The organism is Bacillus inaquosorum KCTC 13429 (assembly GCF_000332645.1).
Classification (GTDB): Bacteria; Bacillota; Bacilli; order Bacillales; family Bacillaceae; genus Bacillus; species Bacillus inaquosorum.
Genome location: NZ_AMXN01000001.1, coordinates 566,115 through 586,514 on the forward strand (window position 1 = coordinate 566,115; position 20,400 = coordinate 586,514).

At 46.3% G+C, this 20,400-nt stretch carries 20 protein-coding genes, 1 pseudogene and 3 riboswitches; of the genes and pseudogenes, 11 read left to right on the forward strand and 10 right to left on the reverse strand.

Features of this window, described 5'->3' with window-relative positions:
• Positions 1 to 6: 6 nt before the first annotated feature.
• The 4 genes from BSI_RS17925 to BSI_RS17910 all read right to left on the reverse strand — a co-directional run bounded on the left by BSI_RS17925 (position 7) and on the right by BSI_RS17910 (position 3,890).
• Positions 7 to 846 carry a polysaccharide deacetylase family protein gene (locus BSI_RS17925; protein ID WP_032731724.1) on the reverse strand — a complete coding sequence of 280 codons (840 nt, stop codon included), beginning with the start codon at positions 844 to 846 and terminating at the stop codon, positions 7 to 9.
• Positions 847 to 947: 101 nt separating this feature from the next.
• The gene (locus tag BSI_RS17920; RefSeq protein WP_003236165.1) at positions 948 to 1,673 is read right to left on the reverse strand and encodes a ZIP family metal transporter; all 726 of its coding nucleotides are present in this window, start codon (positions 1,671 to 1,673) and stop codon (positions 948 to 950) included.
• A 105-nt stretch (positions 1,674 to 1,778) separates the two neighbouring features.
• Entirely contained in the window at positions 1,779 to 2,876 is a 1,098-nt protein-coding gene (msmX, locus tag BSI_RS17915; RefSeq protein ID WP_003236167.1) for an oligosaccharide ABC transporter ATP-binding protein MsmX, read from the reverse strand.
• A 120-nt stretch (positions 2,877 to 2,996) separates the two neighbouring features.
• On the reverse strand, positions 2,997 to 3,890 hold the full coding sequence (locus BSI_RS17910; protein WP_003236169.1) for a PucR family transcriptional regulator: 894 nt from the start codon (positions 3,888 to 3,890) through the stop codon (positions 2,997 to 2,999).
• Between the two features lie 184 nt (positions 3,891 to 4,074).
• Here BSI_RS17910 and BSI_RS17905 point away from each other — a divergent pair, with 184 nt between their 5' ends.
• Positions 4,075 to 5,532: an aldehyde dehydrogenase family protein gene (locus tag BSI_RS17905; RefSeq protein ID WP_003236171.1), complete on the forward strand. Its 1,458-nt coding sequence runs from the start codon at positions 4,075 to 4,077 to the stop codon at positions 5,530 to 5,532.
• Between the two features lie 40 nt (positions 5,533 to 5,572).
• Here BSI_RS17905 and BSI_RS17900 read toward each other — a convergent pair whose 3' ends face one another.
• On the reverse strand, positions 5,573 to 6,409 hold the full coding sequence (locus BSI_RS17900; RefSeq protein ID WP_003236173.1) for a YitT family protein: 837 nt from the start codon (positions 6,407 to 6,409) through the stop codon (positions 5,573 to 5,575).
• A 69-nt stretch (positions 6,410 to 6,478) separates the two neighbouring features.
• Positions 6,479 to 6,581, reverse strand: a riboswitch (guanidine-I (ykkC/yxkD leader).
• Positions 6,582 to 6,970: 389 nt separating this feature from the next.
• Here BSI_RS17900 and BSI_RS17895 point away from each other — a divergent pair.
• Positions 6,971 to 7,510 carry a DUF4352 domain-containing protein gene (locus BSI_RS17895; protein WP_119914626.1) on the forward strand — a complete coding sequence of 180 codons (540 nt, stop codon included), beginning with the start codon at positions 6,971 to 6,973 and terminating at the stop codon, positions 7,508 to 7,510.
• A gap of 74 nt (positions 7,511 to 7,584) precedes the next feature.
• Here BSI_RS17895 and galE read toward each other — a convergent pair whose 3' ends face one another.
• The gene (galE, locus tag BSI_RS17890; RefSeq protein ID WP_003236178.1) at positions 7,585 to 8,604 is read right to left on the reverse strand and encodes a UDP-glucose 4-epimerase GalE; all 1,020 of its coding nucleotides are present in this window, start codon (positions 8,602 to 8,604) and stop codon (positions 7,585 to 7,587) included.
• A 265-nt stretch (positions 8,605 to 8,869) separates the two neighbouring features.
• Here galE and BSI_RS17885 point away from each other — a divergent pair, with 265 nt between their 5' ends.
• The 9 genes and pseudogenes from BSI_RS17885 to BSI_RS17850 all read left to right on the forward strand — a co-directional run bounded on the left by BSI_RS17885 (position 8,870) and on the right by BSI_RS17850 (position 16,737).
• Entirely contained in the window at positions 8,870 to 9,343 is a 474-nt protein-coding gene (locus BSI_RS17885) for a DUF1453 family protein (protein WP_003236181.1), read from the forward strand.
• Between the two features lie 17 nt (positions 9,344 to 9,360).
• Complete coding sequence (locus BSI_RS17880) at positions 9,361 to 10,581, forward strand: sensor histidine kinase (RefSeq protein ID WP_032731727.1); 1,221 nt, start codon at positions 9,361 to 9,363, stop codon at positions 10,579 to 10,581.
• A complete protein-coding gene (gene yxjL, locus BSI_RS17875) occupies positions 10,568 to 11,224 on the forward strand; it encodes a two-component system response regulator YxJL (RefSeq protein WP_003236185.1) in 657 nt (218 codons plus the stop codon). Before BSI_RS17880 ends, yxjL begins: the two co-directional genes overlap by 14 nt.
• A 49-nt stretch (positions 11,225 to 11,273) precedes the next feature.
• Positions 11,274 to 12,506 (forward strand): peptidase T, encoded by a 1,233-nt coding sequence (gene pepT, locus BSI_RS17870; protein ID WP_003236188.1) that lies wholly within the window; start codon positions 11,274 to 11,276, stop codon positions 12,504 to 12,506.
• A gap of 104 nt (positions 12,507 to 12,610) precedes the next feature.
• Complete coding sequence (locus tag BSI_RS22915) at positions 12,611 to 12,739, forward strand: hypothetical protein (protein ID WP_003236190.1); 129 nt, start codon at positions 12,611 to 12,613, stop codon at positions 12,737 to 12,739.
• 278 nt (positions 12,740 to 13,017) lie between these two features.
• On the forward strand, positions 13,018 to 13,296 hold the full coding sequence (locus BSI_RS21950; RefSeq protein ID WP_080030776.1) for a hypothetical protein: 279 nt from the start codon (positions 13,018 to 13,020) through the stop codon (positions 13,294 to 13,296).
• A 174-nt stretch (positions 13,297 to 13,470) separates the two neighbouring features.
• Positions 13,471 to 13,959 (forward strand): annotated as a pseudogene (locus tag BSI_RS0120760) (LURP-one-related/scramblase family protein).
• 65 nt (positions 13,960 to 14,024) lie between these two features.
• Positions 14,025 to 14,131: riboswitch (SAM riboswitch) on the forward strand.
• An 83-nt stretch (positions 14,132 to 14,214) separates the two neighbouring features.
• Positions 14,215 to 15,348 carry a 5-methyltetrahydropteroyltriglutamate--homocysteine S-methyltransferase gene (locus tag BSI_RS17855; RefSeq protein ID WP_003236194.1) on the forward strand — a complete coding sequence of 378 codons (1,134 nt, stop codon included), beginning with the start codon at positions 14,215 to 14,217 and terminating at the stop codon, positions 15,346 to 15,348.
• 68 nt (positions 15,349 to 15,416) lie between these two features.
• Positions 15,417 to 15,523: riboswitch (SAM riboswitch) on the forward strand.
• Positions 15,524 to 15,600: 77 nt separating this feature from the next.
• The gene (locus BSI_RS17850) at positions 15,601 to 16,737 is read left to right on the forward strand and encodes a 5-methyltetrahydropteroyltriglutamate--homocysteine S-methyltransferase (protein WP_003236197.1); all 1,137 of its coding nucleotides are present in this window, start codon (positions 15,601 to 15,603) and stop codon (positions 16,735 to 16,737) included.
• Between the two features lie 49 nt (positions 16,738 to 16,786).
• Here the strand turns inward: BSI_RS17850 and BSI_RS17845 are convergent, their stop codons facing one another.
• From BSI_RS17845 to BSI_RS17830, 4 genes are read right to left on the reverse strand one after another with little or no spacing between them, the layout of a single operon-like run.
• Positions 16,787 to 17,560 (reverse strand): 3-hydroxybutyrate dehydrogenase, encoded by a 774-nt coding sequence (locus BSI_RS17845; protein WP_003236199.1) that lies wholly within the window; start codon positions 17,558 to 17,560, stop codon positions 16,787 to 16,789.
• A gap of 16 nt (positions 17,561 to 17,576) precedes the next feature.
• Positions 17,577 to 18,233, reverse strand: coding sequence for a CoA transferase subunit B (locus BSI_RS17840; protein ID WP_003236201.1), 657 nt, complete (start codon positions 18,231 to 18,233; stop codon positions 17,577 to 17,579).
• Positions 18,230 to 18,946: a CoA transferase subunit A gene (locus BSI_RS17835; protein ID WP_003236204.1), complete on the reverse strand. Its 717-nt coding sequence runs from the start codon at positions 18,944 to 18,946 to the stop codon at positions 18,230 to 18,232. The genes BSI_RS17840 and BSI_RS17835 overlap by 4 nt, the downstream gene beginning before the upstream one ends.
• Positions 18,947 to 18,969: 23 nt before the next feature.
• The gene (locus BSI_RS17830; protein WP_003236206.1) at positions 18,970 to 20,388 is read right to left on the reverse strand and encodes a GntP family permease; all 1,419 of its coding nucleotides are present in this window, start codon (positions 20,386 to 20,388) and stop codon (positions 18,970 to 18,972) included.
• Between the last annotated feature and the right edge of the window lie 12 nt (positions 20,389 to 20,400).

Here is a 20,400-nt window from a genome sequence, read left to right on the forward strand (position 1 = left end):
CCTTTTTTATTTCATCGACTCGATGTACACACCAAAAGATGCGCCTGACATGCCCGGGGACACGCGCACGCGATGGAGGGCGTACATTCCCTGGTCTCTCGATGCCGCGCCCGGTTCTGTCGTCACGCCCATTTGATAGCCCGTTTCTTTGGCGGCCTTTAGCGTATCCTCATTGTAGCGCCCCACCGGATAGCTGATGATAGAGGTTTGCTGATGAAACATGCCGTCAAACAGTTTTTTCGAATCAGCCATCTCACTGTGCTGCTGTTCAGGCGTTAACCCGTTCAGCTCAAGGTGGTCAATCGTATGGCTTTCAATCGATATGCCATGCTTCGCCATTTCTTTCATTTGGTCCTCTGTCAGATGATGTTTATGTCCGATCGATTTTCCGATCATAAAAATCGTCGCCCTCATTCCGTACTTCTTCAGCACCGGATACGCGTCTTGATAATTGTCTGTGTATCCGTCATCAAACGTGATCAGCACGCATTTCTCACTCGGCTTTTTATCCTGCGTCAGCATGAGATACGCCTCTTTCGGCGTTAATGTCTGATAGCCGTTATCGTGCAGCCACTTCATATGTGCTTCGAATTCTTTCTTCGGGACACGGAGGCTGTTTCCTGAGGAAATGCTGTGATACATCAAAATCGGCAGCTTTGCCGGTTTCTCTGTTTTAATCCATGCAGATGTATCGTCTTCTTTTTTCTGAATATGTACTGTCTTTTCTTCCGGTTTCTTTTGTTCTGCTTTCGGCATCTGCTGCTCCGCGTTTGCCTCTTGATCAGCGCAAGCCGCGAGAGCAAAGCAGCTGCCCAAAAGAAAGGCGCTTAAAATCAATCGTTTCATCGTTCTCCTGCTTTCTGTCTATTTCTTCCTCCTTTTTCATCGGTTTGTTTCTGAGATTTTCAAGCAAAAAAACCGGACATGGAAGCATGACCGGCTCACATTTAAGAGAACTGATTCAAAACCAGCGAGGTTAACAGGCCAAGTGCAGCGATCAAACCTGTCATCGGACCGCTGTCTTCGTACGCCTCGGGCATCATCGTCGAAGCAATCATTGCAATGATGCCCCCGCCCGCAAACGCTGCGATTGCTGACATCACTTCTTCAGAAGCACCGTCGAGAAAGAAATATCCTGACCATGATGCGAGAATCGAAATCACGAACACCGCAGCCCAAAGCAGCATAATTTTTGTTCTGGAATACCCGCTGTTTTTCATTCCTGCTGTACTGGACAGCCCTTCAGGTATGTTGCTGATAAAAATGGCAATCACCAAAAGGAAGCTGACCGATTGTTCTTCGAGAAGGCTGGCGCCAATCATAATCGATTCCGGAACAGCATCCATGATGGTGCCGATAAAAATGGCGATTCCGCCGCCGGCAGCTGCTTGTCCCGATCTTTTTCTTTGTGACGCGCCTCTTTTGGAAACCGCGTAATCAAAAATCGTAAAAACGACTGCCCCCGCAATAAATCCGGCGCCTGTCGACACAATTCCGCCTTCTGCCACTGCATCTCCAAGAAGCTCGTAAGCGGCAGCGCCAATTAAGACGCCTGTGCCAAAAGCCATAATATAGCCGATGATCTGTTTGCGAATCGAAAAAAACATGGACGCCAGCGCGCCCAGCAATACAGCAGAGCCGGAGATCCCGCCCCACATTGCCGCATGCCACATCACGATCTCCCCTTTCTTACCAACCACTACCCCCTGCGGTCTTTTCTGTAAACCTTTAAGAGAACACAAAAAAACCGGACATGTCTCCATGTCCGGTTTTTGAACTTAACGAATTCTCACTTCTGTCTCACTGTCAAAGAAATGGCCTTTATTCATATCAAACGCAACCGTCAGCTCATCACCTGATTGAATATCGAGACGAGCGTCGATCCGCGCAATAAAGTCTTGATTATCAATCTGCGAATAAATCATGATTTCAGAACCGAGCAGCTCTGCGACATTGATTTTCGCTTTAATCGAAGAGTTCTTATACGATTCTACGACAATTAATTCATCATGAATATCCTCAGGACGGATCCCGAAGATGACTTCTTTGCCAATGTAGCCCTTTTCACGCAGCACCTTCATTTTTCCTTCCGGCACGGTTAATGCTGCAGAACCGATTTTGATTACGCCGTCCGTCAGCTTTCCTTTGAAAAAGTTCATCGCTGGTGATCCGATAAATCCGCCGACAAATACGTTTTCAGGGAATTCGTATACATCCTTCGGCGTCCCGATCTGCTGGATTTTTCCGTCTTTCATGACCACGATCCGTGTCGCCATCGTCAGCGCTTCTGTCTGGTCATGTGTCACGTAAATCGTTGTGGTTTGCAGCCTCTGATGGAGCTTAATGATTTCCGCCCGCATTTGCACCCTCAGCTTCGCATCCAGATTCGACAAAGGCTCATCCATCAGGAACACCTTTGCATCCCGCACGATTGCCCGTCCAAGTGCGACCCGCTGTCTCTGCCCGCCTGACAGCGCTTTCGGTTTGCGGTGCAAATATTCCTCCAGCCCGAGAATTTTAGCGGCTTCTTCTACCCTTTTTTTGATTTCTGGCTTCGGCATTTTTCGAAGCTTCAGCCCGAATGCGATATTATCGTAGACTGTCATATGCGGATAGAGCGCGTAGTTTTGAAATACCATCGCGATATCCCTGTCCTTTGGCGCTACATCATTTACCCGTTTTCCTTCAATATAAAAATCGCCTTTCGAAATTTCCTCAAGCCCTGCAACCATCCGCAGCGTTGTTGATTTCCCGCAGCCTGACGGGCCGACGAATACGATAAATTCCTTATCGGCAATGTGAAGGTTAAAGTCATCAACAGCCGCTTCCTTCTGATCATAATATTTATAAATGTGCTCCATCCGCAATTCAGCCATCTAACATCCCCCTTTGTTATTGTAAACGCTTTCTTAATTTGAGTGTAACAGCTTTTTCATATCGCTGGAATGGGCAGCGTTCATAAAATCAGCCAGCCATTTTTCGTGCATATTTCCAATTTATTCTGAAACTTCGCTTTGCAGGCAGATAAAATAGGCGAGCAGCGCGCCTTTATACGTTTTAATGTCTATCCCTGACCGCTCAATAAATTTATCAATTCGATATTGCAGGCTGTTGCGGTGCAGATGCAGCTTTTTCGCCGTTAACGTTACGTTTGAGTTGTTTTCAATAAAGAGCTTGATTGTCTTCCTCAGCTCAGATTCATTTCCAAATAAAAGCTGAGCTTCTTCAGAGAGCAGCGTTTCCAGCTTTTCTTTTTCTGCTTCTAATAATAAAAAAGGAAAAATCATCTCAAAGGTCACACTCTGCACCTGAGGCAGCCGTTTTTCAGCAAACAGGAAATACGTCTGTTCACGGGCGTAATGTGTTCGCAGATTCTCATCCGGCTCATAAAATCTCCCGGCATAAAAACGGACACTGAAGTAGAAATCACTCTCAAGAACTTTAGCGAGTGATTCCAGTTCGTCTTTCCCCGCCGCCGCTTCACTTTCCTGCTCGACAATCACGCCTCTGTCCTCATGCATCCACACAATCACAAAAGGAACCGGCCAAAAATGGCGGACGGCTTCCGCAAAGGACGCCCGCTCCATTTTGCCAATTAAATGAAAATGAACAAATCTCGTCCGCTTTTTTATGTTCGCCGGCACTTCCCCTTTAGAAAAAAGAAACGCAAACCACTTGTTTTCCTCCGGCGACTTCAAAGACATTTGATTGACCTCATCCGCAGGCGTCAAAAATGACTGCAGCAGCAATGTCTCTTTTTCGCTAATTTCCGTTTTCGGAATGGAGATATATCTCTGACTGTTCTCATCAAAAAAGCATAGACAATCTTCCTTTACGCAAAGCTCATCAGACACAATCGAACCGGGATAAATATCCAGCAGAGATTTCATATGGTCTCCTCTCTCATGTAAGGATCTGTATATTTAGTATAAGGCGAAATGCAAGGTTCTCCAATAAAAAAGAGTATATCCGGCATAGACAGACGAGAAACTGAAAGGGAAACCTCGTTCGTTTACATATTGGCTTCAGCGGAAATAGAAGAGGATATGCAGGACCAAAGGAGGATGATTATGAATGGGTTTAGAAACGTTAAACAAAAGTTTTATCAACGGAAAATGGACAGAAGGAGAAAGCGGGCGTACGGAGAACATTTTGAATCCGTATGACCAGTCTGTGATTACAACAGCATCGTTGGCAACAAGCAAACAGCTGGAGGATGCTTTTGACATTGCACAGCAGGCGCAAAAAGAGTGGGCCAAGAGCACAACAGAAGACCGAAAAGCAGTCCTGCAAAAAGCGCGCGGCTATTTACAGGAAAACCGTGATGACATCATCATGATGATCTCCCGCGAAACCGGCGGAACGATCATTAAAGCAACGATCGAGCTTGAGCAAACCATTGCAATTTTAGATGAAGCCATGACGTATACCGGCGAGTTGGGCGGCGTCAAAGAGGTTCCATCAAACATTGAAGGAAAAATCAATAAGATTTACCGCCTTCCGCTCGGCGTGATTTCATCGATTTCTCCATTTAATTTTCCAATGAATTTATCAATGAGAACGATTGCACCTGCGATTGCGCTGGGAAACAGTGTTGTTCACAAGCCAGATATTCAAACCGCTCTTTCCGGCGGAACCATCATTGCAAAAGCATTTGAACACGCCGGCCTTCCTGCGGGTGTCCTCAACGTCATGTTGACGGACTTAAAGGAAATCGGGGACGGCATGCTGACCAATCCAATCCCGAAATTAATCAGCTTTACGGGATCAACCGCAGTCGGGCGTCACATCGGTGAAATCGCTGGGCGTAACTTCAAGCGAATGGCCCTTGAGCTCGGCGGCAACAACCCATTTGCCGTCCTATCAGACGCAGATGTCGATCGTGCTGTAGACGCCGCGATTTTCGGGAAATTTATTCACCAAGGACAAATCTGCATGATTATCAACAGGATCATCGTTCATCAAGATGTGTACGATGAGTTTGTTGAAAAATTCACCGCCCGTGTCAAACAGCTTCCGTACGGCGATCAAACCGATCCGAAAACCGTTGTCGGTCCGCTGATCAACGAACGCCAAATCGAAAAAGCACTGGAGATCATTGAGCAGGCAAAGGCAGACGGAATTGAGCTTGCGGTTGAAGGAAAACGCGTCGGAAACGTGCTCACACCGTATGTCTTTGTCGGTGCAGACAACAACAGCAAAATTGCCCAAACGGAGCTGTTTGCCCCGATTGCCACCATTATCAAAGCCTCCAGCGATCAGGAAGCGATTGATATGGCAAATGATACAGAATACGGCCTCAGCTCGGCTGTTTTCACTTCTGATTTAGAAAAAGGCGAAAAGTTTGCCCTGCAAATTGACAGCGGCATGACCCATGTCAACGACCAGTCCGTTAATGACTCGCCGAATATAGCCTTTGGCGGAAACAAAGCAAGCGGTGTCGGCCGCTTCGGAAATCCTTGGGTGGTCGAGGAATTTACCGTGACGAAATGGATTTCGATACAGAAGCAATACCGCAAATATCCGTTCTAAACGAACAAATCCCTCTGCTTCAAGTGCAGAGGGATTCTCATTATTTAGATATATCAACAAACCCTTCACCAAACACATCGCGTACGTCATGGACGATCACAAACGCTTTTTTGTCGCAGCTTCTGATGATTTTCTTCAGCATGGACAGCTCCTGTTTGTTAATGACGATATACAAAATCTCTTTCGACTGGCCCGTATAGTTTCCCTTCCCTGATAAAATCGTGACACCCCGATCCATCAAGGTATTCACCTGCTCTGCAATCTCACTCTTATTTTCCGAAATGACCGTAATGGCTTTTTTCGTATTCAATCCTTCAATAATGAAGTCCATCACTTTCGTTCCGATATACAGCATCACGATCGTAAACATCATTTTTTCCGCACCAATAATAAAATAAGAGCTAAATACCACGATTAAATCAAAAAACAATAACGCGTAGCTGATATTCCAGTCTAAATATTTATTAGCGATTCTGGCCAGAATCGCAGAACCGGCGGTCGTGCCGCCGACACGAATAATCATGCCAATACCGACTCCCGCAAATACACCCGCGAAAATCGTATTAATGATCAATTCATTAGACGGAATGCTCCACCCGTGTGTCAGATGGAGGAAAAGCGAATTCGCCGCTACGGCAATGATGGTATAGACAGTGGTTTTACCGTCTAGAAACTTGTAGCCGATTAAAAGCAGAAATGCATTTAAGATAAAGTTCGTTACTCCGGGAGACCATTGAAATACATAATACAAAATCAGCGTAATCCCAGTGACCCCGCCTTCCCCAAGGTCATTGGGAATCGCAAACAAATTCACTGCAAGCGCGAAGAAAAAAGCACCAATCACAAGCATCAGCACATCAAGCATTTTCTTTTTCATCACAAAACACTCCTTCTCCAGATAGTATCAACAAAAAAACCCAGGAGTACGCTCTCGCAAAAGAGCAGAAACTCCTGGGCTTTTATCCCACCGTGTCATAACAGCCGGGCTGTTATGTGTTTTCTCTCGGTCACAGTCCAATTTGCATTGCGGAACCCTAGAAAACCACTGTTTTTTATCATATCTTGTTTACTTTCCAATATTAGCATTATAAGGGACGGTTCGAATTGGTTCAAGGGGTATTCGCGGAGATTTATTCAGATGGGCTACAAGAAAAAGCGATTTATTTATTAACAAATAATAGATATGACCGATAAGAAAAATAGCATATATTTTACAAGTAAAATTAACTATAAATGATAATAATTATAAGAAATTCATAATTTTATATTGACTAAGCGAAATAATATAGGCATTATAGTACATATGTTTTGTGCATTTAATTACATAGGAGGAAATATAATGGCAGGAAAACTAGTACCCTGTAAAGCTTGCGGTCAAGAAATTGCAAAGGGTGTAAAAAAATGTCCTAACTGTGGTAAGGATCAACGTAACTTTTTTATGCGACATAAGATCATTACGTTTATTCTCGCAGTTGTTGTTATCATTATTATTGCTAACATTGGCGGCGGAGGCGGTTCAGAAGCCACTTCCAAAACATCAAGCAGCAGCAAAGCAGAAACTGAAAAAACATACAATATCGGTGATACTGTAAAAACTGAAAAAACTGAAGTAACGGTTACGAAAGTAGAGGACAGAGATTCTGTCGGCACTCAATACATTGAAAAGAAAGCGTCTGATGGAGGCACTATCGTAGCTGTTCAATATACAATTAAAAACGTATCTAAAAAGCCGATAAGTTCTTTTTCAATTCCAACTGTTAAATTAGTTGATGGCGATGGCACTTCTTATGATTCCGATATCGATGCTTCTTCGACCTATGCAACTGAGACAAAAGTTGACAACTCTAAAATATTAAGTGATCTAAATCCTAATATTAAAGTAACAGATGTGAAAGCATTCGAAGTGGACAAGGATGCTTACGCTAAAGGAACTTGGAAGCTCAAATTCAGTAATGATGTTATTGTGAAAATCAAATAATAGCTGAAAAGGGTGCCTTAGCAGGCGCCCTTTTTCTCTAAAAAAGGCCTTCTCTGTTGAGAAGGCCTCTATTCTTATTCCGCACTCTTATACCCATTCACATTAGAAGACTGCCATCTCCAGGAATCAGCACACATTTCCTCAAGGCCTCGTTTCGCTTCCCAGCCCAGTTCCCGCTTGGCTTTTGCAGGGTCTGCGAAGCAGGTCGCAATGTCTCCAGGACGGCGGTCCGCAAAACGGTACGGAACCTCTTTCCCTGACACTTTTTCAAAGGCTTTGACCATTTCAAGCACGCTGTAGCCTGTGCCTGTTCCGAGGTTGTATGCATCGGCTCCTGTGGCGTTCAATACTTTTTCCAGCGCTTTGACGTGGCCTTCTGCAAGATCAACGACGTGAATATAATCACGTACGCCTGTCCCGTCTTTTGTCGGATAGTCATTTCCGAATACGCTTAGTTGCTCAAGCTTGCCGACAGCCACCTGCGCCACATACGGCATGAGGTTATTCGGAATGCCGTTCGGGTCTTCACCGATCCGTCCGCTTGGATGCGCGCCGAACGGATTAAAGTAACGAAGCAGCGCAACGCTCCATTCATTGTCGGCTGTATGCAAATCACGCAAAATTTGTTCAAGCATGAGCTTCGTCTGCCCATAAGGATTTGTCGCACCTAATGGAAAATCCTCCGTAATCGGTGATGTTTCCGGAACGCCGTACACCGTCGCAGACGAACTGAATACGATTTTTTTGACGCCGTATTTCTCCATGACCTCACATAAAATAAACGTTCCTGTCAGATTGTTATGATAATATTTGAGCGGAATCGCCACAGATTCACCGACTGCTTTTAACCCCGCAAAATGAATCACAGCTTCAATTTCATTTTCCGCAAAAACGGAATCTACCGCTTCCCGATCCAATAGATCCGCTTCATAGAACGTTAAATCTTTTCCCGTAATCTCCTTGACGCGGTTCAGCGCCTCAGCCGAGCTGTTGGACAGATTATCAAGAACGACAATCTCATAGCCACTGTTCAATAACTCCACACATGTGTGGCTTCCGATGTACCCGGCACCGCCTGTAACAAGTATTGCCATGATGTAAACCCTCCTAAAAAATGACCTGATATTATTATATAGTGTTTAGAACTGGCCTACATCCATTTTTAAGAAGTTTAATTGTTTATTAATAGTTTCTTCATATTTTTTGTAGGCAATCATATAAAGGACATTCAGCATTTTCACGCCATGTTACATGACTTTATGCAGCGCGAACAAAAGTATAGCAGCTGAAAATCAATCTGCCGGTTGACGTTTTCTTTTGCAATTTTCGCTATGCTTCATACAGAAAGGATTTGATGACATGGCGATGAGCCCTTATATTTTTATTGTCTTTATTCTTATTATTTTATCGATGTATCGAGAAAGAACGGTAAAACCCGTGAAATTGCTGATCATTCCGCTGCTGCTGTTATGGGGCGTATCAGCATCTTTTCAGCCTTCATATTTTCATTCTGTTTTACACGTGGCGATCAGCGGCATTTTATTACTGATCGGGCTGGCCTGCGGGTTTGGCATCGGGAAGATGGTAAACGTGCGGATTCATCCAGAAACCGGAAAGGTTACTTCACGCGGCTCACTTGGAAGTGTTATCCTCATTCTAGTGATACTTTCTTTGCGTATGGCTGCGAGAATATGGCTGCCAGAGAGCAACGAGATTTTTATTGCCATTATTCATTCTATGTTCTTCATTCCCCTCGGCACCATCACAGCCCGCAATATCATGCTTTACAAAGCATACAGACGGCTGACCGCAGGCAAAGTATCGATTCAATAACTGAAAGAAGGACCAGCATGAACCGACAATCTTCGGCTCGGCACTACAAGAAATTTGTGCCGAGCCTTATTCTCATATTGAATTGCATACAATGTTTATCTCATCCATCCGAAGCTGATCCCATTTTGTTAGCGTTTGTGTTTGCGGTGTACTTAGCATTCATTTGGATCATTCCCTATGTAACATCCGCTGCTGTTAATTTCAGCATATTCGTCGGTCTTTGGCTCCTGACCGTTTTTCTTTGGGCTGTTTCCGGCCAAGAGCAGGGAGCCGCCTTTTTCTTAATCGTATTTTTATTGGTTTATACGGCTATAAAGCTTCCTGCACGCCTGTCCTTGATCTTTACAATATGCCTAATTGGAGGCAACGTTTTCTTTCTGTACACTGTTTTTGACAGCAGCTGGGACGATATCATCAGTAACATCTCGATCATGATCGGACTGTACGTATTCTTCTCCTCCATGCGTTTCAGACGGGAAGCCAGAAAAGAGGCTGAACGGAATCATGCTGAATTAGCGAAAATGCACTTGCAGCTGGAGCAGGCGCATGAAGAACTCCAGAAAGCGCACGCAGAGCTGCAGGAGGCTTCTGTTCTTTCTTTAAGGTACGCGGTCCTTGAGGAGCGCACAAGAATCGCCCGCGACATTCATGACAGCATCGGCCATGAGCTGACTTCTGTGATTGTTCAGCTTCAATCTCTTCCCTATATCCTGAAAAGCAGCAAGGAGGATTCAGAAAAAGTCATTCAAAATGTACTGAGTGTCGCCAGAGAATGCCTTCAAGAAGTACGTTCTGTCGTTCACCAAATGGGACGAAGTGAATCCATGGTTGGCCTTACCGCTTTGCGGGGGCTTATCCATCAAGTGGAGGAACGGAGCGGCTTGCACGTTTCTTTAGACACTGCCGGCCTGTCAGAAGAGTCTTGGCCTCAAAACGTAAGCGAAACGATCTACCGCATCTTGCAGGAAGCGCTGACCAATATCATTCGCCATGCTCACGCTTCCCATGCGGCTGCCATCATCTCAAATGACGAGACACATCTTTATCTCACAATCACCGACGACGGACAATTCACCGGCAATCTTACTTATGGATTTGGCCTGACAGGAATGAAAGAGCGCGCTGAAAAAGCAGGCGGTTCCCTGTCCCTCAGCACTGTGCAGCCGAGCGGCCTGCAAATTGAGCTGGCATTGCCGCTCATGACAACGAATAAGGAGCAAAAAGATGAACAAAGATAAAATACGCGTCGCACTTGCCGATGATCAGCCGCTAGTGCGCGAAGGATTCCGCTATGTCATCAACGCACAGCCGGATATGACGGTTTCCGGTGAGGCCGGCGACGGTCACGGCATCATTGCACTGGCAAAGCAAACAAAACCCGACGTCATCCTCATGGATGTCCAAATGCCGCATTGCTCAGGCATCGAAGCGGCAAAAGACATTATGTCTACACTCCCATATACAAAGATTGTCATTTTAACCACCTTCGACACGGAAGAATATGTATTTGAAGGCATCCGTGCGGGTGCAGTCGGCTATTTGCTGAAAGATACGCTTCCTGAAGAATTGATAGACGCCATTCGCGCCGCGGCCAGAGGCGAAGCGATTTTCCGTACGGCCACAGCTGCTAAAATTATCAGTGAGACATTTCGCTCGAAGCAACAGACTCAAGCCGAAGAACTGGCAGAGCCGTTTACCAAAAGAGAGCTCGAGGTTCTTCAGCAAATGGCCTATGGGTTGAGAAATGAAGAGATTGCTAAAAAGCTTTTCGTCAGCGAAAGCACGGTAAAAACCCACGTGCACCGCATCCTGCAAAAATGTAACGCCCAAGACCGGACACAGGCAGTCGTTTTTGCCATTCGAAACGGTATTGTGCAATAGAAATCTCTCATCCCGCCATGATAAAATAAGACAAAGGAGATGATTGGAAATGAAAGAAGAAATCATTGAACGGTTTACTACATACGTAAAGGTCGACACACAGTCCGATGAATCCGTCGACACCTGCCCTTCCACACCCGGCCAATTGACGTTAGGAAACATGCTTGTCGATGAATTGAAGTCAATCGGCATGCAGGATGCAGCCATTGATGAGAACGGCTATGTCATGGCGACTCTTCCCTCCAATACTGAAAAAGACGTGCCGACAATCGGCTTTCTCGCCCACGTCGACACCGCCACCGACTTTACCGGCAAAAACGTGAATCCCCAAATCGTAGAAAGCTACGATGGAAAAGACATCGTTCTCAATGAACAGCTGCAGGTCATCCTGTCGCCTGATCAATTCCCTGAGCTGTCCGGCTATAAGGGCCACACACTCATCACCACAGACGGCACAACCCTTCTCGGCGCAGACAATAAAGCCGGCATTGCCGAAATCATGACAGCCATGGATTACCTCATCAAACACCCTGAAATCAAGCACGGCACAATCAGAGTCGCCTTTACGCCTGATGAAGAAATCGGGAGAGGCCCGCACAAATTTGATGTGAAACGATTCAATGCGTCCTTTGCCTACACAGTTGACGGCGGTCCGCTCGGCGAGCTTGAATACGAAAGCTTCAATGCCGCTGCCGCAAAAATCACGATCAAAGGCAACAACGTACATCCCGGCACGGCAAAAGGGAAAATGATCAACTCTGCCAAAATCGCAATGAAGCTGAACAGCCTGCTGCCGGCAGACGAAGCGCCTGAATATACAGAAGGCTACGAAGGCTTCTACCACCTGCTGTCGATTCAAGGAGATGTAGAGGAAACAAAACTCCACTACATTATCAGAGACTTTGACAAAGAAAACTTCCAAAGCAGAAAAGAAACAATGAAGCGAGTCGTTGAAGAACTTCAAAACGAATACGGGCAAGACCGGATTCAGCTTGATATGAACGATCAATACTACAACATGAGAGAGAAAATCGAACCTGTCATCGAAATCGTCAACATTGCCGAGCAAGCGATGAAAAACCTCGGTATCGAACCGAAGATTTCTCCAATCCGCGGCGGCACGGACGGATCCCAGCTGTCCTACATGGGACTCCCGACGCCAAACATCTTTACCGGCGGGGAAAACTTCCACGGAAAGTTCGAATACATCTCAGCTGATAACATGGTCAAAGCCGTAAACGTCATCGTTGAGATTGCAAAGCTGTTTGAAGAACAGGCGTAATGCCAAAAGCCAGTCCAAAAAAGGGCTGGTTTTTTTGTGTAAAAACGAAACATTTTGAATACGTCCTCCGTAAAACAAGTATCAACACATGAGGAGGAAATACAATGACAAAACATGCAATTGCTGCAAAAAAGAGCCTATTTAAAAAATGGATCACGATCCGGCCTCTTAAAATGCAAAAGAAATCGAGCCCGTTTCAAAAGATCAGAAAAATGTTCAAACGCTTCTTCTGATAAGACATCCAAATCCCCAAAACCACAATCTGCATTCCCCCGTACCGCCCAAATGCTCCGTAATTTGGGTTTTTTGTGTTTGATTCCGAAAAATAGGGTATAAACCTAACAAGCAAGAAAACAGCACCCAAAAACAGGTAATTGGAATTATGTAAATTTAGGTTAAAAGTTATATAAAGGAATTTATTTTATCGTCGATAGTAACTATAGAACCAATCACTAACATGAACAATCACCAATTTGCAAGACTATTTTCAGGTTATCAGGTTAGACTGTTTTTGAGGGGCAGTTATTTATTTTTAACCAATTTGGAATTTTTTGAATACTTTTTGACATTTTATCCGTACAATAGAGAATACCAAAACTTTTTTTGGGAGGAATGTAAAATGATCCTTTTTATTATCATCGCATTATGCGGCTATCTTCTTTTTTCTTTCAGCAAGGACAATCGCCGCAAACCGCAAAAGACAAGCCCTCTTCCAGCAGCCGCACCTCATCACAACAACCTAATCGACCTTGACGCGATCCGCCAAAAACGCCGGATGCATCTTTCCTAATACTATATTTCAAAAGAAAGGCTGCTGAACGATGCAGCCTTTTTTTAATTTAGAAACATTAATTACTCGTAAAAAACGGCCAGCGCGTTTCTGGTTACTAGATTTGGAACTTGAAACCTTTTTGCCCCCCTTTCCGTAATCTCTTACAAGGCAAATCAAAAGGAGACTTCAGCAATGATCGAATTATTTATGAAACAAAAAATGTTCTCGTTTAAAGATGCATTTCACATTTATGACCGGGATGAACAGGAGACATTCAAGGTCGAGGGCCGGTTCTTTTCGTTAGGGGACTCGCTGCAAATGACAGATTCATCCGGAAAAACACTCGTTTCCATAGAACAAAAAGTAATGTCTTTATTGCCGCGATATGTGATTTCAATTGGCGGGGAAACAGTTTGTGAGGTGACGAAGAAACTAACATTTTTCAAACCAAAATTTGAAATTTCTAAGCTCAACTGGGAAATTGACGGTGACTTGTGGAAGGATGAATTCCAGCTGACGGACGGAAAGAATGTCCGGATGTCGGTGAGCAAGAAGTGGCTGAGCTGAGGTGATTCCTATCACTTGCAGATTGCAAACGAGGAAGATGTGCTGATCTGCACGGCCATCGCTATCGTGCTGGATATGGTATTATATGACGATGAAGATGAAAGTATTTTCTAAAAAGCATTGACAATTGAGCCAAAAGTAATAATATTAAGATAATTGAAATCTGAATATGAAGACATACCTTATCAAGAGAGGTGGAGGGACTGGCCCTATGATACCCGGCAACCGCTGTTTCAAACAGAATGGTGCTAAATCCTTTAGAACATTGCGTTCTTGCAGATGAGGCGGAGATTTGATCGTTCAAGCTCTTCCTTACACAAAGGAAGAGCTTTTTTATGCTCAACACATTTCAGAAAAGAGGCGAATGACATGGCTCAACAAACAAATGCCGCAGGACAAAAAACAATACAACAACACAAAGCTCCTTTCCGCGCCGATCATGTCGGCAGTTTACTGCGCTCCGCTCCGGTAAAAGAAGCCCGGCAGAAGAAAGCGGCCGGCGAGATCACAGCGGAACAGCTTCGTGATATTGAAAATCAAGAAATCACCCGCATTGTGGAAAAACAAAAAGAAATCGGTCTCGATGTGGTAACAGACGGAGAATTCCGCCGTTCTTGGTGGCATTACGATTTCCTGGAAGGGCTTGACGGAGTGGAACCGTTCATCCCGGCTGAAGGGATTCAGTTCCATAACGCGAAAACAAAAGCACGCAGCATCAAAGTGACGGGAAAACTTGATTTTACGAGCCACCCAGCGCTTGCCGATTATCAATTTTTACATGAGATTGCCGGCGACGCGACACCAAAGCTGACGATTCCGAGCCCGAATATGCTGTTTTTCGGTGAAAAGGCGGATAAAGGGATTTATGACGACCAAGAGGAATACTTTCATGATCTGGCCCAAGCGTACAAAAAAGCAATTAAAGCCTTTTATGACGCTGGATGCCGCTATCTTCAGCTTGATGATACGTCATGGTCTCTTTTCTTTGAGGAAAAAGGCAGAGAGGTTGTCCGGGCGCTCGGCGGCGATCCAGAAACATTGCCTGCCTTGTTTGCCAAAACGATTAACGATGCAGTGGCAGACCGCCCTGATGATTTAGCAATCACGATGCACATTTGCCGCGGCAACTTCCGTTCGACTTGGGCGGCATCAGGAGGCTACGACGCTGTAGCGGAAACGATTTTGGACGGCTTAAACCTGGACGGGCTGTTCTTGGAATACGATGATGACCGCTCCGGAAATTTTGATCCGCTCCGTTTTGTGAAACGCAAGGATCTGCAAATCGTGCTCGGCTTGATCACATCGAAATACGGCGAGCTAGAAAATCCTGAGGATGTGAAACGCCGAATCAATGAAGCTGCGCGTTTTGTCAGCCTGGATCAGCTGTGCCTCAGCCCGCAGTGCGGTTTCGCCTCTACAGAAGAAGGCAATCTTTTGACAGAGGAGCAGCAATGGGCAAAGCTGCGCCATGTCGTTGACATCGCCAACGATGTGTGGAGATAATCTATCATTGACAGAAACAGAAAATGTGTGAATAATAGATACTATCAGAAAATTTCATAAAAAGGTTTTCCTTATCAAGAGAGGTGGAGGGACTGGCCCTGCGATACCCGGCAACCGCTGTTTAACAGAATGGTGCTAAATCCTTTAGAGCAATGATTGCTCTTGAAGATAAGGTTGAGATTGTCACGCAAGCTCTTCCTTATCCAAAGGAAGAGCTTTTTTATATTCGAATGGAAAGAAGGAATGGACAACATGTCACAACAAACAACACCCGCAGAACAAAAATCACTTCAAAGAAAAAAACCGCCGTTTCGCGCGGATCAAGTCGGAAGCCTGCTGAGATCAGAGCCCGTCAAAAAAGCGCGGCTGCAAAAAGCGGCCGGCGAGATTACGGCTGAGCAGCTTCGCCAGATCGAAAACGATGAAATCATCCGCATTGTGGAAAAACAAAAGGAAACCGGCTTGAACGTCGTGACAGACGGTGAATTCCGCAGAGCGTGGTGGCATTTTGATTTCCTGGAAAACCTGGATGGCGTTGAGCCGTTTACTCCTGAGCAGGGCATTCAATTCCATAACGTACAGACAAAAGCACGCGGCATTAAAGTCACAGGTGATATCGACTTTTCAACTCACCCAATGCTTGAAGATTACTCATTTCTCCATAGCATTGCCGGTGACGCGACGCCAAAGATGACGATTCCAAGCCCGAATATGCTGTTTTTCCGCGGAAAACTGGAAAAGGATGCGTACAAAAAAGACTATCAACTTTTCCAGCACGATGTATCCAAAGCATATAAAAAAGCGATTCAAGCGTTTTATGACAGAGGCTGCCGCTACCTCCAGCTTGATGATACGGCATGGGCTGTTTTCTTATCTGAAAAAGGCTTAAAACAAATCGAGGCGTTCGGAACAACGCCTGACGAGCTTCGCCAGCTGTTTGCGAAATCGATTAACGACGCGATTGCAGACCGTCCTGATGACCTGACGGTAACCATGCATATTTGCCGCGGCAACTTCCAGTCCACTTGGACAGCAGAAGGCGGCTATGACGCAGCAGCCGAAACCATTTTTGACGGCTTGAACCTGGACGGTCTATTCCTGGAGTATGATGATTCACGCTCAGGCGGATTTGAACCGCTCCGTTATGTAAAGCGCTCTGACCTTCAGCTTGTCCTTGGCTTAGTCACATCTAAATTCGGTGAGCTTGAACATCCGGACGACGTGAAACGCCGTCTCGTAGAAGCGTCCCGTTTTGTGAGCTTAGACCAGCTTTGTCTCAGCCCTCAATGCGGATTCGCTTCAACTGAGGAAGGCAACAAGCTGACTGAAGAACAGCAATGGGCGAAGCTCCGCCATGTGGTTGAGATCGCTAACGATGTTTGGAAATAAGCCAAAAAACACACTTGATTCCCTAACGGAGCAAGTGTGTTTTTTTATGTCATTGAGCGGTGTAGCCCCCATCAAGGACGACAGCCTGCCCGGTGACGCCCTTCGCTTTCCCGCTTGCCAAAAACACCGCATAATCTGCGATTTCCTTGACGGAAAGCAGTCGTTTTTGCGGGACCAGCGGAAAAATGACCTGTTCAAGTACGGAGTCGTAAGGGACATTTCTTGTTTTCGAAAGATCGCTCAGCTGATTGCGGACAAGCTGAGTATCGACATAACCCGGACAGAGCGCGTTGACTGTAATGCCGTGGGGCGCGCCTTCCAGCGCCCCGACCTTTGTCAGCCCAATGACGCCGTGCTTGGCGCTATTATAAGCGGATTTCCCCGCAAAGCCGACTAAGCCATTAACAGACGCGATATTAATGATTCTGCCAAACTGCTGTTTTTTCATGATCGGAAACACATGCTTCATCGCGATGAAGGGCGCCGTCAGCATGACCTTGATCAGCTGCTCAAAGGTTTCTGTGGGAAACTCTTCAATCGGGGCGACGTGCTGAATACCGGCATTGTTCACCAAAATATCCAAGCGGCCGTATCGTTTCTTGATGGCGTTCACCGTATCAGCGACTTGCGCTTCCTTTGTCACATCACACGGAATGGCTGCTGCGTCAAAGCCTTCTTCGGCAAGCTTGGAGGCGGCCTTTTCACACGCTTTCTGATGGAGATCCGAAACGATGACGCTGGCGCCTTCACGGGCGAATTCCTTTGCGATGTCGAATCCGATTCCGCCGGCTGCCCCTGTCACCAATGCGACTTGTTTGTTCATGTCAAACACCTTCCCATTAAGAATTTTGTTTGAGCACAGACTGGCTTACAGCGAAATTAGCTTCTGTTTTTTCATAAACCTCTTCAATTGTGACGCCTTCCTGAAGCTCAGTCAGTGTCATGCGGCCGTTATCAAAATCAAACACAGCCAAATCCGTAATCAGCCTGTGCACGACTCTCTGGCCTGTCAGCGGAAGGGTGCAAGCTTGTTTCACCTTTGACTCGCCATGTTTATTGACATGCTCCATGATGACAACGATCCGTTTCGCCCCGTTGACGAGATCCATGGCGCCGCCCATCCCTTTGACCATTTTGCCGGGGATCATCCAATTGGCCAAATCGCCCTGCTCAGAAACCTCCATGCCGCCAAGGATAGCCAAATCGATATGCCCGCCTCTTATCATTGCGAATGACTCAGCGCTGTCAAAATAGGAGGCGCCCGTCACTTCTGTGATCGTTTCCTTTCCCGCATTGATCAAGTCCGCGTCTACCGCTCCTTCCACAGGATAGGGGCCGATTCCGAGCAAACCGTTTTCTGACTGAAGCATGACGTGAACGCCATCGGGTATCTCATTTGCGACAAGCGTCGGCATTCCAATCCCAAGATTGACGTTCATGCCATCCTTAATTTCTTGTACAGCCCGTTTGACCATTCGTTTTCTCGCTTCCTTCATTTCGCCTCACCCTTTCCCGCCGCTTGCCGAACTGTTCGTTTTTCAATCCGTTTTTCATGGCTTTCGCCAAGCACCACATGCTGTACGTAAATTCCCGGTGTGTGGATGTGATCTGGATCGAGCTCTCCCGCTTCCACAATTTCTTCCGCCTCGGCAATCGTGATCTTGCCTGCCATGGCGGCAACGGGATTGAAATTTCTCGCCGTTTTCCGAAAAACCAAATTGCCCATAGTGTCCGCTTTCCACGCTTTAACGATCGCCACATCGCCGGTGATGCCTCGCTCCAGCACATACGTCCGGCCGCCGAATGTTTTATGTTCTTTTCCCTCGGCTATTGAGGTGCCGACGCCTGTCGCCGTGTAAAATCCCGGTATGCCCGCGCCGCCTGCGCGAATTCTCTCGGCGAGCGTTCCTTGGGGAACAAGCTCGACCTCAAGCTCTCCGCTTAAAAACTGCCGCTCAAAAATTTTATTTTCGCCGACATAGGATGCGATCATTTTCTTGATTTGCCTATTAGCCAAAAGCAAACCAAGCCCCCAGTCATCCACTCCGCAATTGTTGCTGACAACGGTTAAATCCTTTGCTCCCTTGTCTCTTATCGCCAAAATGAGCTGTTCAGGAATGCCGCACAGCCCGAATCCTCCTGCGATCAGCGTATCACCATCATGAATCAGTTCCGCAGCTTCCTTACTAGATGACAGCACTTTTCCCATATTGATGCCCCTTTCGTTTTCTCCTACACTAGACCCGTCAGGCTATAAATCGCGATCACAGCAAATACGGCAGCCGTTTTAATGAGCGTGATAGCAAAAATATCCCGATACGATTGCCGGTGAGTCAGTCCCGTCACGGCCAGAAGCGTGATGACAGCACCATTATGCGGCAGCGTATCCATACCGCCTGATGCCATCGAAATGACCCGATGCATCACTTCCGGCGGAATGCTGTAAGCCTGAATCGCCTGCAAGTATTGATCCGACATCGCGCTTAACGCAATGCCCATACCTCCTGAAGCCGACCCGGTGATTCCCGCCAGCGCTGTTGTCGTGACGGCCCCGTTTACAAGCGGGTCGGTAAAGGTGTGCGAAATTCCGCTGCTCAGCTTGTGAAACCCCGGCAGTGCGGCGATAACGCCGCCGAAACCATACTCGGCACCCGTATTCATAGACGCCAGCAAGGCGCCGCCGATCCCTTCATTCAGCCCCTCCTTCATTTGGGCAAACACTCTTCTCCAATCAAATAAAATTGTTGTGATGATGCCAATTACCAGAGCGAGCTCAACCGACCAAATGGCAGCTGCTGAAGAAATATCAAGCTTTCCGAACTCCTTTAATCCGATCGACGAAAAATCAAATCCATTCGGATACCACTTTGGAAGGTATATGGTGAAACATTTATTCATTGCACCTACGAGTATAAGCGGGACAAAGGCAAGCGCATGCTGCACCGGGCTTTTGTCAGGTTCTGCCGCGAACTCAGACTTTTCGAGAGCGGCTGAATCCTCCGAATCAAAACCGCCATAGTCCTCGCCGGATGCCTGCACTTTTTTCCGCCTCGATTCCAAATAGAGCATGCCCGCTGCCAGCACAATCACTGCACCGATCAAGCCAAGCCAAGGAGCGGCATAAATGTCTGTTTTGAAAAACGTCGTCGGGATGACATTTTGAATTTGCGGCGTACCCGGAAGTGCGTCCATCGTAAACGTAAAAGCCCCTAAAGCAATCGTTCCCGGGATAAGGCGTTTCGGTATGTTTGCTTCTCGGAATAAATTTTTTGCAAAAGGGTATACGGCAAACACGACAACAAACAGGCTGACGCCGCTGTACGTCAAGATAGCGCCCATCAGCACAATTGCAAGTATCGCTCTTTTTGCCCCGACAAGCCTGACAATCGTTTTCGCAATCGATGCCGCGAGCCCTGACATTTCGACGACCTTTCCAAAAATCGCACCGAGCAAAAATACCGGAAAATACAACTTAATAAAACCCGCCATCTTTTCCATAAAAATCGATGAGAAAAAAGGAAGCACATGGCTTGGATCAGTCAGCAGCACCGCGAATAACGCGCAAATCGGCGCAAACAAAATGACAGAAAATCCCCGATACGCCGTAAACATCAGCAAGCCTAGCGCCAATAGAATAATGATCAGTTCCATAAGCATCCCCCA